This is a genomic window from uncultured Microbacterium sp., assembly GCF_963528945.1.
In the GTDB taxonomy this organism is placed as follows: Bacteria; Actinomycetota; Actinomycetes; order Actinomycetales; family Microbacteriaceae; genus Microbacterium.
This window is the reverse complement of sequence record NZ_CAURWX010000001.1, coordinates 1322365-1336001: the sequence shown is the minus strand read 5'-3', so window position 1 is coordinate 1336001 and position 13637 is coordinate 1322365. Positions and strand designations below refer to the sequence as shown.

Annotated in this window: 16 protein-coding genes and 1 tRNA gene; 8 read left to right on the top strand and 9 right to left on the bottom strand. The window is 71.7% G+C overall.

What is annotated here, in order from left to right; translation table 11 throughout:
• Positions 1-26 precede the first annotated feature (26 nt).
• From RWS82_RS06375 to RWS82_RS06355, 5 genes are read right to left on the bottom strand one after another with little or no spacing between them, the layout of a single operon-like run.
• Complete coding sequence (locus tag RWS82_RS06375) at positions 27-635, bottom strand: energy-coupling factor transporter transmembrane component T (protein ID WP_314647902.1); 609 nt, start codon at positions 633-635, stop codon at positions 27-29.
• Positions 629-1324 (bottom strand): ABC transporter ATP-binding protein, encoded by a 696-nt coding sequence (locus RWS82_RS06370; RefSeq protein ID WP_314647901.1) that lies wholly within the window; start codon positions 1322-1324, stop codon positions 629-631. The genes RWS82_RS06375 and RWS82_RS06370 overlap by 7 nt, the downstream gene beginning before the upstream one ends.
• Positions 1321-2433 (bottom strand): thiolase family protein, encoded by a 1113-nt coding sequence (locus RWS82_RS06365; RefSeq protein ID WP_314647900.1) that lies wholly within the window; start codon positions 2431-2433, stop codon positions 1321-1323. Before RWS82_RS06365 ends, RWS82_RS06370 begins: the two co-directional genes overlap by 4 nt.
• Positions 2426-3535 (bottom strand): class I adenylate-forming enzyme family protein, encoded by a 1110-nt coding sequence (locus RWS82_RS06360; RefSeq protein ID WP_314647898.1) that lies wholly within the window; start codon positions 3533-3535, stop codon positions 2426-2428. Before RWS82_RS06360 ends, RWS82_RS06365 begins: the two co-directional genes overlap by 8 nt.
• Complete coding sequence (locus RWS82_RS06355; RefSeq protein WP_314647897.1) at positions 3532-4176, bottom strand: biotin transporter BioY; 645 nt, start codon at positions 4174-4176, stop codon at positions 3532-3534. The genes RWS82_RS06360 and RWS82_RS06355 overlap by 4 nt, the downstream gene beginning before the upstream one ends.
• Positions 4177-4358: 182 nt before the next feature.
• On the opposite strand from RWS82_RS06355, the gene RWS82_RS06350 reads away from it, so the two are divergent.
• Genes RWS82_RS06350 through RWS82_RS06340 form a run of 3 tightly spaced genes read left to right on the top strand, consistent with a single transcriptional unit; the run spans position 4359 to position 6240 of the window.
• On the top strand, positions 4359-4985 hold the full coding sequence (locus RWS82_RS06350; protein WP_314647896.1) for an MSMEG_1061 family FMN-dependent PPOX-type flavoprotein: 627 nt from the start codon (positions 4359-4361) through the stop codon (positions 4983-4985).
• Entirely contained in the window at positions 4986-5930 is a 945-nt protein-coding gene (locus RWS82_RS06345) for a PDR/VanB family oxidoreductase (RefSeq protein ID WP_314647895.1), read from the top strand.
• 58 nt (positions 5931-5988) lie between these two features.
• Complete coding sequence (locus RWS82_RS06340; protein ID WP_314647894.1) at positions 5989-6240, top strand: hypothetical protein; 252 nt, start codon at positions 5989-5991, stop codon at positions 6238-6240.
• Positions 6241-6321: 81 nt separating this feature from the next.
• On the opposite strand, the gene RWS82_RS06335 is transcribed toward RWS82_RS06340, so the two are convergent.
• Positions 6322-6394: transfer RNA gene (locus tag RWS82_RS06335), tRNA-Ala, on the bottom strand.
• A 129-nt stretch (positions 6395-6523) separates the two neighbouring features.
• Here RWS82_RS06335 and RWS82_RS06330 point away from each other — a divergent pair.
• Genes RWS82_RS06330 through RWS82_RS06315 form a run of 4 tightly spaced genes read left to right on the top strand, consistent with a single transcriptional unit; the run spans position 6524 to position 9572 of the window.
• Positions 6524-7585 (top strand): NAD(P)-binding domain-containing protein, encoded by a 1062-nt coding sequence (locus RWS82_RS06330; RefSeq protein ID WP_314647893.1) that lies wholly within the window; start codon positions 6524-6526, stop codon positions 7583-7585.
• Between the two features lie 4 nt (positions 7586-7589).
• A complete protein-coding gene (locus RWS82_RS06325; RefSeq protein WP_314647892.1) occupies positions 7590-8381 on the top strand; it encodes a hypothetical protein in 792 nt (263 codons plus the stop codon).
• On the top strand, positions 8378-8905 hold the full coding sequence (locus RWS82_RS06320) for a hypothetical protein (protein WP_314647891.1): 528 nt from the start codon (positions 8378-8380) through the stop codon (positions 8903-8905). Before RWS82_RS06325 ends, RWS82_RS06320 begins: the two co-directional genes overlap by 4 nt.
• 10 nt (positions 8906-8915) lie before the next feature.
• The gene (locus tag RWS82_RS06315) at positions 8916-9572 is read left to right on the top strand and encodes an SDR family oxidoreductase (RefSeq protein WP_314647890.1); all 657 of its coding nucleotides are present in this window, start codon (positions 8916-8918) and stop codon (positions 9570-9572) included.
• A gap of 38 nt (positions 9573-9610) precedes the next feature.
• Here RWS82_RS06315 and RWS82_RS06310 read toward each other — a convergent pair whose 3' ends face one another.
• From RWS82_RS06310 to RWS82_RS06300, 3 genes are read right to left on the bottom strand one after another with little or no spacing between them, the layout of a single operon-like run.
• A complete protein-coding gene (locus RWS82_RS06310) occupies positions 9611-10477 on the bottom strand; it encodes a 3-methyladenine DNA glycosylase (RefSeq protein WP_314647889.1) in 867 nt (288 codons plus the stop codon).
• A 1-nt stretch (position 10478) separates the two neighbouring features.
• The gene (locus RWS82_RS06305) at positions 10479-11504 is read right to left on the bottom strand and encodes a phosphatase domain-containing protein (protein ID WP_314647888.1); all 1026 of its coding nucleotides are present in this window, start codon (positions 11502-11504) and stop codon (positions 10479-10481) included.
• Positions 11505-11508: 4 nt separating this feature from the next.
• Positions 11509-12180 (bottom strand): DedA family protein, encoded by a 672-nt coding sequence (locus RWS82_RS06300; protein ID WP_314647887.1) that lies wholly within the window; start codon positions 12178-12180, stop codon positions 11509-11511.
• 42 nt (positions 12181-12222) lie between these two features.
• Here RWS82_RS06300 and RWS82_RS06295 point away from each other — a divergent pair, with 42 nt between their 5' ends.
• Entirely contained in the window at positions 12223-13614 is a 1392-nt protein-coding gene (locus RWS82_RS06295) for an anthranilate synthase component I family protein (protein ID WP_314647886.1), read from the top strand.
• Positions 13615-13637: the final 23 nt, after the last annotated feature.

Sequence of the window (13637 nt, the reverse complement as noted above, 5' to 3'; positions counted from 1 at the left end):
GCGCGAGAAGACCGTTGACACCGCGGTCAGTCGACTCCGCGGACCGCCAACGCCTCTCCCAGTTCATCGGCGCTCCTCAGCGCGCAGACGAGGAACGGGACGACGAAGATGCGCAGCCCCGCGCGCCCTCCGCGCGCCCGCTGTGCGTCGATCACCTCGTGCCCGAGCCGCACGAGCGTCGGCACCATTCCCACCGTCACCACCAGCAGAAGCGCCACCCTCTCGGCCGCACCCCGCCGGAGGGGGAGTCGGCGCAGCACGTGCTCGGCGGCGCCGAGCAGCTCCGCGAGCGGGGTGGTGCGCACGAGGAGTCCCGCCACCAGCACGGCCGCCACCAGCCGCGCCGTGGTGGCGCAGGCGGCCTCCAGCCCCAAGAAGATCGTCTGGCTCACGAGCAGGAACACGATCATCGCCCGCATCGCCCACAGCTGCCGGGGGATGTCATCCCGCAGGCCGCCGCTCCCGATCGCCGCGGTGAGCGAGGTCGCGAGCGCCACTGCACCGGCGAGGGCCGCTCCTCGCCACGTGCTCGGGGCGAGCAGCGCGACCGTGCTCAGCGCAGTGAGCAACAGCACCTTCGGCCCCACCGGGAGTCGGTGCAACAGCCCCGTGCCGGGGCGGTAGACGCTCAGCATCCCAGGCTCGCCTCGTACGCGTTCACGACTGCGGCGGGATCGCCGACCTGCACGACCCGCCCGCCCTCGCACAGCACCGCGGCCTCGCACCGCTGAGCGAGCGCGAGGTCGTGCGTGACGACGAGGGTGCGATGCCCCTGGTCGGCGAGCAGGTGGTCGGCGACCGTCCGGGCATGGCGGGCGTCGAGGAAGCTCGTCGGCTCGTCGGCGATCACCAGGTCGGGATCGCGGACGAACGCGCCCGCCACCGCCAGGAGCTGCTTCTGGCCACTGGACAGCTCGTGGGCGGCGGCATCCCGGAGGGGTGAGAGTCCGAAGCGGGCGAGAGCGGCATCGACGCGCGTGCTGACCTCCGCGCGCGGGAGCCGGAGAGCACGGAGTGAGAAGGCGACGTCTTCGGCGACCGTGGGCATGACGATCTGCGTGTCGGGATTGCTGAAGACCGTGGCGACCCGCCGCCGCAGCGCCGAGGCGTCCTGCTGCGGGTCGAGGCCGAGCACGCGTGCCGTACCGCGGGTGTGCGTGACGAGCCCGCTCAGCATCCGCGCGAGGGTCGACTTGCCCGAGCCGTTCTCCCCGATGACCGCGATGGTGCGGGCCTCGGAGCGCAGCGTGACGCCCGACAGCACGGCGACGCCACTGCGCAGCACATCGACGTCGGCGAGATCGAGGGTAGGGACACCGCTCATCGCACGACCTCCACGAGCATCGCGACACCGATTCCTCCGCCGGCGGAGACCGCCGCGACACCGAGCGTGCCGGCGGGGGCTCCGCCCCGGATCAGCCGCGAGAACAGACGCACGACCGCGGCCGCGCCGCTCGCACCCCACGGGTGGCCGAGGGCGAGAGCACCGCCGTCGGCGCAGAGGCGCGGGCCGTGCTCAACGATCCCGAGGTGGTCGCAGATCGCGAGCATCTGCGGTGCGAAAGCCTCGACGATCTCGATCGCGCCGATGCCGCCCAGCTCGACGCCCTGGCGCTGCAGCAGGTCATCGACCGCGAACGCCGCTCCGAGCCCGGGCAGAGCGGGGTCGCAGCCGACGGCGGTGGTGTCGCGCACGAGCAGTCCGGGGCGGCCTTCGCGCGCTCCGACGGGGGCCACGAGCACGGCTGCAGCACCATCGCTCACCCGCGTGGCCGTGGCCGCCGTCACGGTGCCGCCGGGATGCAGCGGGCGCAGCCGGGAGAGCACGGGAAGGGCGGCGCCGATGGCGTCGTCGGCGCGCAGTGAACCGATGGCGACGATCTCGGCGTCGAACCGCCGGGCGTCGCGGGCGGCGATGGCTCGGCGATGGCTCCGTTCCGCCTGCGCGTCCTGGCGACCGCGGCTGATGCCGAACCGGGCCGCGAGATCGTCGGCCGCGACGGTCATGTCGGGGTCGTCGAAGCCGTCCGGCGCGAACGGCGCCCGGTCGTGCACCCTGTCCGCGGTGCTGCGCAGAGGAGCGGTGGACGCGCTCTCCGCCCCGCCGGCGAGGTGCACCCGGTCGTCGCCCGCCCGGATGCCCGTCACGGCGCTGACGACGGCGGCGAGTCCGCTGGCGCACTGCCGGTCGATCGTCACCCCGGGGATCCGCGGATCCAGCCCGGACGCGAGCGTCGCGACCCGCGCGGGGTTGCCACCGGGCCCCCGGCAGTTGCCGAGCGTCACGTCGGCGATGGGCACGTCGATCGCGGCATCCGCCACGACCGCACGCAGCACGGGCGCCGCGAGATGCTCGACCGGAACGTCGGCCAGACGCCGGCCGCGCGTGGCGAAGGGTGTGCGGCGCGCCGCGAGGATGACGGCGTCAGGCATAGCGCGCCAGCTCGCCCGCGAGCGCCCGGCGCCGCGCCTCGGCTCGCGCGGGCTTTCCGGATGCCGTGCGGGGGAGAGCGCCGGCGAACCATCGCCGCGGACGGTGCGCCGGGGCGAGCTGCCCCCGCACCGTCGCACGGAGAACGGGCCGGTCCCATCCCGGCGGGTCTGGTTCGAGAAGAGCCGCGACGAGCGATCCCACCCGGCCCCGGGGAACGCCGAACACCACGGCGTCGCGCACGCCGGGGACGGACCGGAGCACCGCCTCGGCCTCATCGGGGCGGATCGTCGCCGAGGCGCTGAGGATCGCCTCGTCGGCACGTCCGAGCAGATCGAGGCATCCGTTCACCCATCGTGCTCGGTCACCGACCGTCGCCCAGGCTCCGTTCCACCGCAGCGGCCCCGGGGAACCTCCGTCGGCATACCCCGCGGAGAGGAAGGGTGAGCGCACCCACAGCTCGTCGTCGACGATGTCGATCTCGACTCCGGGGAACGGCTGCCACCCGGTTCCGTCGTCGATCGCGACGAACGAGAGCTCCGCGGCGCCGTAGTACGAGACCACGCGGATGCCCCGACTCTCCGCCTTCTGCCGCAACGATGCATCGAGAGCAGACCCGCCGACGAGTGCGGTGCGCAGGCGCGGCGTCGCCGCCGGGCCTCGGTCGAGCACGGTACGCAGACCCTGGGGTGTGGCGTGCAGGCAGACGGCATCCGGGTCGGCGGTGCTCCCGGGCACGCACGGTCGCGGACCGCCACCGAGCGCATGCGCGAGCGAGAAGAGCGTCAACGATGAGCTTGCGGGAGCAGGGAGCAGGATGCGGTCGTCCTCATGGGTGCCCAGGAGCTGTTCCACCGCGGGGAACGACGCCGCCCAGGACGCGGCGGACCGCAGCACGATGCGCGGCTGGCCGCTGGAACCGGAGGTGAGCGCCGCCCACCCGACATCGTCGGGGACCGATGCCCGTCGAGCCGCATCCGCGACTGCGTCGAGCTGCGCTCGCGGCCAGCGCGGATCCGTGACGAGTGGCGCATTCCCGGAGTGACGCACGCGCGCCAACCGCTCGAGCAGGTCAGGGGCGTCACCGGCGACGAGCGAGATCACCGTCGCGATGATCCGTCGACACTCGCGGCGCGGGGCGTTCGCCGCGGTGCATCGTTCCATTCGACCGGGAACGCTCGCCGGTAGCCGGTGACCAGGGCCATCACGACGGTGGTGGCGATCACGGCCTTGGTCAGGTCGCCCGGCAGGTAGATGAGGCTGGTGAGCGCCGTCTCGCCCAGCGGCATCCGAGTCAGAATGCTCTGCACCGGGATGCCGATCGCGTACACGACGAGGATGCCGCCCACGACGTTCGCGGCGAAGGTGCGCAGCACCGTCGGACGACGCCGCCCGGCGTGCACGAGAGCGCCGATGACGAATGCGGCCGGAAGCCATCCGACGAGGTACCCCGCGGAGGGCGCCAGGAACACGCCGATCCCGCCGCGGCCGCCCGCCAGCAGCGGCGCACCGATCGCGGTGAGCAGCAGGAAGACGCCGACGGATGCCGCGCCGCGCCACGGGCCGAGGATCGCTCCGGCGAGCATCACACCGAGCGTCTGCGCCGTGATGGGCACGGGGCCGAGGATCGTGAACGACCCGGGCAACCCCAGCACGGCGATGACCGCGGCGAAGATCGCGATGCGTGCGAGGTCGGCCGCGCCGGAGCGCGGGCGGGCGGGGGCGAGGGGAGCGGCTTCGGACATGACGACCTTCCTGAACAGCGTTCACCTGAACGATGTTCAAGAGTAGCCCACCTCCAAGGGGCGCACCGTGCGGACGTCGGCCCGAAGGTCTGCCCTCGGCTGTGTTCACGGCATAGTCAGGGACCCGCTGCCTGTGTCGATGCGACGCAGACGTCGCGGGCATCCGCGTCTAGCGTGGAGAGATGGACGTTCGAGAGTTTCGCCCCGTCGACCTCAGCGGCATGCGCGCGGCCCTGGGAGACGTCGAGGCTCCGACGGTGCAGAAGATCATCGACCACCTCGATGACAACTGCCTGGCTTTCCTTGCGCATTCGCCGTTCTGCTGCCTGTCGACGGCGGATGCCGCCGGCAACTGCGACTGCTCGCCGCGGGGTGACTATCCCGGCTTCGTGCGGGCTCTCGACCGTCGGACGCTGGTGATCCCGGACCGGCTGGGGAACAAGCTCGCCGATTCGATGACGAACATCCTCGACAACGGCCACGTGGGGCTGCTGTGCTTCGTCCCGGGGATGACCGAGACCCTCCGCATCAACGGCACCGCCACCGTGACGGACGACCCGTCCCTGCTCGCGATGCTCGAGCAGGACCACTCGGTTCCCGACCTCGCCATCGTCGTGCGCACGGAGCAGGTCTACCTGCACTGCGGACGCGCCCTGCTGCGGGCGGGCCTCTGGGATCCCGAGACGCAGGACCTCGCCGAGGAGGTGCCGACGTCCGGGCAGATCTGGGCGAGCACGTCCGGCTACGACGCTTCGGTCGGAGATGCGATCGACGGCGCGATGGCCGGTGCGTACAAGGTGCTGTACTGAATGCGCTCTCGCGAAGGGATGATGCCGCTCGTCGTCACCGAGATCGTGCGGGAGACCCCCTCGATCGTGAGTGTGCGCCTCGCAGCGCCGGACGGTTCCCCGCTGCCGCCGTGGGTGCCGGGCTCGCACATCGACGTGCAGCTGATCACGCGGCACGAACGCCAGTACTCGCTGTGCGGCGATCCCGCCGATGTGACGGGCTATCGGATCGCCGTACTGCGTGAGCCGTCGTCGCGCGGGGGCTCGCACTACATCCACTCCTTCCTCCGCGTGGGGAGCCGGGTGTGGGTGCGACCACCTCGCACCCTGTTCGCCCTCGCGGACGCCCCGTCGTACCTGCTCGTCGCGGCTGGAATCGGCATCACGCCCATACTCGCCATGGCCCGGCACCTCGCGGCCGAGGGTGCCGACTGGCAGATGGTCTACCTCGTACGACGCCCCGATGACGTCGCCTTCGCTGCAGATCTCGACACGCTCGGCGACCGGGTCACCGTGCACGTCAGCGGCGAGGACGGACGGCTCGACCTCGCCCGCCTCGTCTCCGACACCGCGCCGGGTACCGCGGTCTACGCCTGCGGTCCCCAGGGCTTCATCGACGCGCTCCGCGCGCTCGACGGCCAACTGCCCAGCGGTGCCAGCATCCATGTCGAGCGTTTCCAACCCGTACCGCGGGAGCGCCGGCCGAACGAGGCGTTCACGGTCGTGTGCAGCAGGTCGGGCATCACGGTGGAGGTACCGGCCCAACGGTCCATGCTCGACGCCATGCGGGACGCCGGCGTCGAGGTGCGCGGTTCCTGTTTGCGCGGCGTCTGCGGTTCGTGTGCGGTGAGCGTGCTCGACGGAAACCCGGAGCACCGCGATTCCCTCACCGTCGACCAGGATTCGTCGACGATGTACCCCTGCGTGTCGCGGTCGCTCAGCCCGCAGCTCGTCGTCGACGCGTGAGCCGACGCGGGAAGAGGTGCCCGAGGTGGGGTTGCGCCCGCACTGGAGCGATGCGAACGTGGACGAGATGAACGGTCAATGGCGAAGCACGACATGGAACTGGTGGGGCCTCGCGTTCGCCCTCGTTTTCGGAACCCTCTGCGTCATCCTCATGCTGACCGGGGCCGTCGGTGGAACCGTGTGGTGGACGGCCGCAGCGATGGGCTTGCTCGCGATATCGAGCGCGCTGAATATCCGCGCCATCTCGCGCAACAACATCAGGCTCGCCGCGGCGCGCACGAGCGCACAGTCGGAGACGACGCGTCAGTAGATCAGACGCGTCGGGAGTTTCGGTGCGCCGATCGCAGGGTTGGAAAACAAGAAAACCCGCGATCTCTCGCGGGTTTCGTTGTGGACCTGAGGGGACTCGAACCCCTGACCCCCTGCATGCCATGCAGGTGCGCTACCAGCTGCGCCACAGGCCCAGAATCGCTCCCGATCACTCGGGGCAACTCGAAAAGCGTACTACACCGGGCGACGCGAGCACCAATCCGGGGCCGCACCCCGGGCGCGTCGGGCGGAACAACGGATTCGCCGCGTGCGTTGTCGTCAGCGTGAGCATCCTCGACAGCATCGTGATCGGCGCGGGCCAGGCCGGCCTCTCGGCGTCGTACCACCTGCAGCGGCTCGGCATCGACCACCTCGTGCTCGATGCCGACGAGGCGGCGGGCGGCGCGTGGCAGCACCGGTGGGATGCTCTGACGATGCGCGACGTGCACGGCGTCGCCGAGCTGCCCGACGACGCCGCCCCGGCCCGCGATGGGCGCCGCGCGAACCTCGTCGTGCCCGCGTCCTTCGCGGCCTACGAGCAGAGGCACGGGCTCCCGATCGTGCGCCCCGTGAAGGTCGACCGCGTCGACGACGTCGACGGCGTGCTGCGGGTGCACGCGGGCGAGCGCGAGTGGCGGACGCGCACGCTCGTGAATGCGACGGGCACCTGGACGCATCCCTTCCTGCCGCACTATCCGGGCATGGAGACGTTCCTCGGCGAGCAGTTGCACACCGTCGACTATCCCGGTCCCGAGCACTTCCGCGGACGACGGGTCCTCGTGGTGGGCGGTGGTGCGTCGGCGGTGCAGTTCCTCGGTGCGCTCGCACCCGTCACCGAGGTGCTCTGGGCCACGCGACGCGAGCCGGTCTGGCGCACCGACGACTTCACCCCCGAGGCCGGGGCGGCTGCCGTGGCGCTCGTCGAGCAGCGCGTGGCCCGCGGGCTCCCGCCCGAAAGCGTCGTCAGCGTGACGGGCCTGATGCTGCGCGAGCAGGAGCGCGAAGCGGAGCGCCAGGGCGTCTACGCGGCACGGCGGCCGATGTTCGTGCGCATCGAACCCGACGGCGTGCGGTGGGCGGACGGTGCGTTCGAGCGGGTCGACGTGATCCTCTGGGCGACGGGGTTCCGGCCGGCCATCGCGCACCTCGCACCGCTGCGCCTGCGCAGCCCCGAGGGCGGCATCCGGCTCGACCGTGACGGGCGGGGGACGACCGCCGTGGCCGATCGCCGCATCCAGCTCGTCGGATACGGCCCCTCCGCGAGCACGATCGGTGCGAATCGCGCCGGCCGCTCGGCGGCGAAGGGCGTGCGTGACGCGTTGGCCGCGGTTCCCTCGATACGCTGAAGTAATGCTCCGCGTCATCCTGCTGATCGTCTGGCTGCTCCTGACCGCCTGGTTGGGGATCTGGGTGGGGGAGGGCCTGTTCGGTATCGACCAGCGCGACTCGATCCTGCCGTTCGCCGACGGCGACTCGCCCGCCGCGACGATCATGATCGGCGTCGCCTGGGGCATCCTGCTGACATTCGGGGGAGCGGGGCGCGGACCGCGCCGGCGCCGCATCGGTGCCGGGGCACCCGAGATCGGCGTCGGCCGCATCGTCGAGACCGCGCCGACGGGCACCTCGATCAACGATGTCCCGCAGTACGACCTCTTCATCCGGGTGGCACCGAAGGAGGGCGACGACTTCATCGGCCAGCTGCGGATGCTCGTGCCGCCGACGGAACTCGGCAATCTGCGCGAGGGACTCGCCCTCCCGGTGCGCTACCGCCCGGGCGACCCGGACGTCGTCGAGCTCGCCGATCTCGAAGACCCCGCGGTCCGCGAGGCGATGCTGCAGTGGCGCATCGACCGCGGTCTGATCGACCCCACCCAGGTGCGGGCCCGGACCTCGGGCCTCCAGGCGCCGGCATCCGTGCTCGCGGTGCGGCCCACCGGGCGTCGCCGCGAAGGTCAGGTCGAGCTCGACCTGCGTGTGCTCGTCGCGCCGGAGGGCGCATCGACGTGGGAGGCCGACACGACCGTCTTCGTCTTCCCCGAAGCCGTCGGACGGTTGCAGGTCGGATCGCCGATCTGGGCGTACTACCGGCGGGAGGACCCCGCCACCATCGCCGTCACCATCGAGAAGGAGGCCGTGCGATGAATCCCCTCGACACCGTCATGTGGATCGCGAACTTCGTCGCCTCGCACGCGTACGCGGTCGTGTTCATCGCGGCGTTCTCCCTCTTCGGCCTGCTGGCGCTCTCGTCAAAGGCCGCGGTGCCCGGGGGAGCGCTGCGTCGCGTACGCGAGCGCGAGGGTCTCCTGCCCGACGGCGACCGTGCCCGCGGGTCCGTGCTCATCGGCATCCGCGTCGTCGTCGCGAGGGTCGCCGCGGTGCTGATGCTCGCTTCGCTCATCGTCGGCATCCTGAGCCTGACCGGTGTCCCGGTGACGCGCGCCTACATCCACGACAACGGCCGACCCACGACCGGTACGGTCGACGGCGACTGGGTGACGTTCTCCGTCGCCGACGGCACCGAGTACACGCTGTCCAACGATTTCTTCAGCCCCGCGGTCTACCCTGATCGCGACGCGTACCTCCTGACCGGGCAACCGGTCGTGGTGCGCTACCTCCCCGGCCATCCGCAGGCCTTCGTGATCGACAGCTCGCAGCTGCCGGAGTAAGGAGAACCGCATGTCCCGCATCATCGTCCTCGGAGGGCACGGCCGCGTGGCCCTGCTCCTCGCACCCCTCCTGGTCGCGCGTGGCGACGAGGTGACCTCTGTCATCCGCAACCCCGACCACGCCGCCGATGTCGAGAAGACCGGCGCCCACCCCCTGGTCGCCGACGTCGAGAAGCTCGGCACCGAGGAGATCGCCGACCTCGTACGCGGTCACGATGCGATCGTCTGGTCGGCCGGTGCCGGCGGCGGAGACGCCGAGCGCACCTACGCCGTCGACCGCGATGCCGCGATCCGCTCGATGGAGGCGGCGGAGGCCGCCGGCGTGCAGCGGTACGTGCTGGTCTCGTGGCTCGGATCGAAGGCCGACCATGGCGTGCCCCAGGACGACCCGTTCTTCGCCTACGCCGACGCCAAGTGGGCGGCCGACGAGCACCTGCGCGGAACCGGGCTCGACGGCACGATCCTCGCTCCCGGCGGGCTGACGCTCGACGAGCCGACCGGACGCATCCGGCTCGACCCCGACGACCGGGGCGAAGTCTCGCGCGCCGACGTCGCCGCCGTCATCGCCGCGGCTCTCAGCGAGCCGTCGACGATCGGGCGCACGATCCGCTTCGGCAACGGCACGGCCGACGACTCGCTCCCCATCGCCGAGGCTCTGCAGAGCTGAGGAGAGTGCCGGCCGCAGAAAGCGGCCGGCACTGCCGCTCAGGCGGCGACGATCGCGGGTTGCGGTGCGAGCCACGCGTCGAGCAGCAGGCCGCGCAGCGCCGCCCCCCGATCGGCGAACGCGCGCTGCCGCCGCACGTACTCGCCCTTGCCCTCCGGCGTCTCGATGCGCACGGGCTCGACGCCCCAGTCGGCGAGGTCGTACGGCGCCGCCTGCATGTCGAGCAGCCGGATGTCGCGGGCGAGCTCGAACGCGTCGAGCAGCAGTTCGCCGGGTACGAGCGGGCCGAGTTTCGTCGCCCACTTGTACACGTCCATGCCGGCGTGGAGGCAGCCGGGCTGCTCGTGCATCGGTTGGTCGTCGCGCGTCAGCGGGGAGCGATTGAGCGGCACTGCTTCCGGCGTGAAGAAGCGGAAGGCGTCGAAGTGCGTGCACCGCAGCTCGTGCGCCTGGACCACGGCATCCGTGCCGTCCCGTCCGAGGCGGAGCGGGACGGGGTGGCGGTGCTCGTCGGCCCGGTACACCATCGCCCACTCGTGCAGCCCGAAGCATCCGAACTGACCGGGACGCGACGCCGTGCGCCGCAGCATGATCTCGATCAGGCGTGCGAGCGCCGGCTTCTCGCGAGCGAAGGCCGCGGCATCCGGCACGACCGAGCCGGGCTCGCGTCCGGCGGCGTACCAGCGCCAGTCGGCGCGTTCCGGGGCGTCGCGCAGCTCGACAGCGGCACCCGGGTGCCATCGCCGCAGCTGCGCGGGCTTGTACGAGTAGTAGGTGAAGAGGAAGTCCCACACCGGGTGCTTCTCGCCGGTCGCCGCGCGTGCACGGTGGTCGGCGGTGAGGGCGTCGGCGCGGTCGCGATGCGCGTCCGCGCGCACCGTCCAGTCGTCGCGCGTGAGGAACATGTCAGTCGAGGATGCCGACCTCGCCGAGCAGGTCGCGCAGGCCCGCGCCGTCCTCGGCGCTCACCCACGGCACGACCGTGTCGGAGTGAGGCTGCTCGCCCGCGCGGCCACCGGCCAGCACCGCCTCGGCGGGGAGCAGGCGGCGGATCGCCACACCCGCGACCGCGTCGGGGTGCTCGTCGAGGAACTGCGTGTAGATGGCCTCGTCGTGCTGCCCGTCGTCTCCGATCAGCAGCCACTTCACGTGCGGGAACTCGGTCGCGAGTCGGCGCAGGTTCGTGAGCTTGTGGTCGCGGCCGCTGCGGAACCACCGGTCGTGCGTGGGTCCCCAGTCGGTCAGGAGCATGGAGCCGGCGGGGAAGAGGTGGCGCCCGAGAAAGCGACGCAGCGTCGGCGCGATGTTCCAGGCGCCGGTCGACAGGTAGATCATCGGGGCGCCCGGATGCTGTCGCAGCAGCTGGTCGAGCAGCACCCCCATGCCGGGCACGGGGATGCGGGCGTGCTCGTCGAGCACGAAGGAGTTCCAGAAGGCGATGAACGGTCGGGGGAGCGCGGTCACCATGACCGTGTCGTCGACATCCGAAAGCACACCGAAGGTGGTCGACTCGGCGACGACGAACGCCGTGCCGTCGACCGGCTCCTGGTCTTCGGTCGAGATGCGGAACGTCTGCCACCCCGGCTCGAGGTCGGCGTGCAGCACCGCGTCCACGACGCCTCCGCGGTCGGCGACGACCTCGTGCACCGTGTCGCCGAGCTGCACGCGCACCTTGGCGAAGCTCACGGGGATACCCACGAAGCTGCGCCAGCCGCGGATGCTGGCGAGCTCGCCGTCCTTGCCCTTGCGCTGCGGCGGGACGATGAGCACCCGCCCGACGACGCGCACCCAGCCCGGGCCGCCGTAGCCGGGGAACGGCACGACGACCGCGGTACGGCCGCGCTTGCGCGCACGCCCTTCGCGCCAGACGTGGAAGCGGTGTTCGAGTCGGGCGAACCAGTGGATGCGCGGGGCCGCGGGTGCAGAGGCCATTGCCTCAGTCTTTCACGTCCGCCCCCGGCTCCGCCTCTTGAGCATCGAGATGCCGAGCTTCGGAGCGTTCGAGCACCTTCTTGCCGATGAACACCAGCACGAGGAACAGCACGATGATGCCGACGAAGACGTACCCCGCGTAGTGCACCCGGTCGACCATCTCGTCGAAGGTGAGGGCGGCGAGCGAGGTGACGCTCACGTAGGCGACCGACCAGATCACGCAGGCGGGTGCGGTCCATGCGAGGAAGCGTCGGTAGGAATAGTGGCTCATGCCGACGGTGAGCGGCACGAGGGAGTGCAGCACGGGCAGGAAGCGCGACAGGAAGATGGCGATGCCGCCGCGCCGTTGCAGGTATCGCTCGGCACGGAGCCAGTTCTTCTCGCCGATGCGTCGCCCGAGCCACGAGGTGCGGATGCGCGGCCCGAGCCAGCGGCCGAGCGCGAAGCCGATGCTCTCGCCGATCAGGGCGCCCACGACCACGGCGATCACCATCATGGTCGCCTGCACCGGACCCTGCACACCGATGGAGGCCATGATGACGACGGTGTCACCCGGGACGATCAGGCCGATGAGGACACTCGTCTCGAGCATCACGGCAACGCCGGCCACCAGGGTGCGGGTGACGGGATCGATCGACCGGATGAACTCGAACAGCCAGGTCAACACGTCGTCCACAGCTCGACAATACGCCGAGGCGCGGGTCGTAGGCTGGAAAACGTGCCCGACCGTCTGCGCGCCCGCCTGCTGGACGACTGGCACGACCCCGCCGTCCTGTTCCGCGCGCTCGAGGCGCAGGCATCCGACGTGTTCTGGCTCGACGCCGGACCGGGCGCCGTCGACGGATGGAGCTTCGTCGGGGTGGGAGATATCGACGCGCTGCCCGCATCGCTTCCGCTCGCGGCCGACGTTGCCCCCGACGACGCCGACGACGAGGACGCCGAACGTCAGGGAGACCTGCCGCCGTTCCGCGGGGGCTGGGTCGGATGGCTCGACTACGAGTCCGGCGCAGCGGCGGCCGGAGCGCCGGTGGCGGCGCCCGGCGATCCGCGGTCGTGGCTGCGGGCGCGGCGCATCGCGGCCTACGACCACGCGCGGCAGCGCGTCTGGCTGTGCGCGACGGGCGACGACCTCGCGGACTGGACCGCAGAGGTGCGCGCCGCGGATGCTCGGGTCGCGCGTGCTCCCGTCGCAGAATCGGCGGCGGATGCCCGCACCCCTCCGAGCGCCGTCGCTCCCACCCCTGCGCGTCCGCTCGTCGCGCAGGGCCGGCACGAGCCCGCCGCGTACGCCGACCTCATCGAGCAGTGCCGGGCCCTCATCCGTGCCGGGGTCGCGTACCAGCTGTGCCTCACGACGCGCTTCACGGTGCCGGGCATCCGCGATGCGGCCGAGGCGTATCTGCGTCTGCGGGCGGCCACCCCCGCGCATCACGGCGGATTCATACGCATCGGAGGGCGCGCACTGCTCAGCGCGAGTCCCGAGCAGTTCCTGCGGGTCGAGGGCGGGGTCATCCGCACCCGGCCGATCAAGGGCACCCGCCCGCGCGGTACGACGCCGGCCGAGGACGCGGCGTTGGCGGCCGAGCTCGCGGCCAGCCCCAAGGAGCGCGCCGAGAACGTCATGATCGTCGACCTCATGCGCAACGACCTCTCGCGCGTGAGCGTGGCCGGCAGCATCAGCGTCGATCGACTGTGGGCGGTGGAGAGCTACCCGGCGGTTCATCAGCTCGTCAGCAGCGTGAGTGGCACGGCCACGCCCGGCGCGACGATCGGCGATCTGCTCGCCGCGACCTTCCCCGCCGGCAGCATGACCGGCGCCCCCAAGCTGTCGGCGATGACACGGCTGCACGCTCTCGAGGGTGGGCCCCGCGGGGTCTACGCCGGGTGTTTCGGGTACGTCGGAGACGACGGCGAGCTCGACCTGGCGATGGTCATCCGCAGCATCCTGGTCGAGCCGGACGGCACGGCGGTGGTCGGTGCCGGCGGCGGCATCACCTGGGGGTCGGATGCCCGCGCCGAGGTCGACGAGGTCGGGGTCAAAGCGCGCGGGCCGCTCGCCGCCCTGGGCGCCGTCCTCCCCGCGGGCTGGGGTTCGGATATCCTGAACTGATCCCGATTTTCCTTTCAGATTGG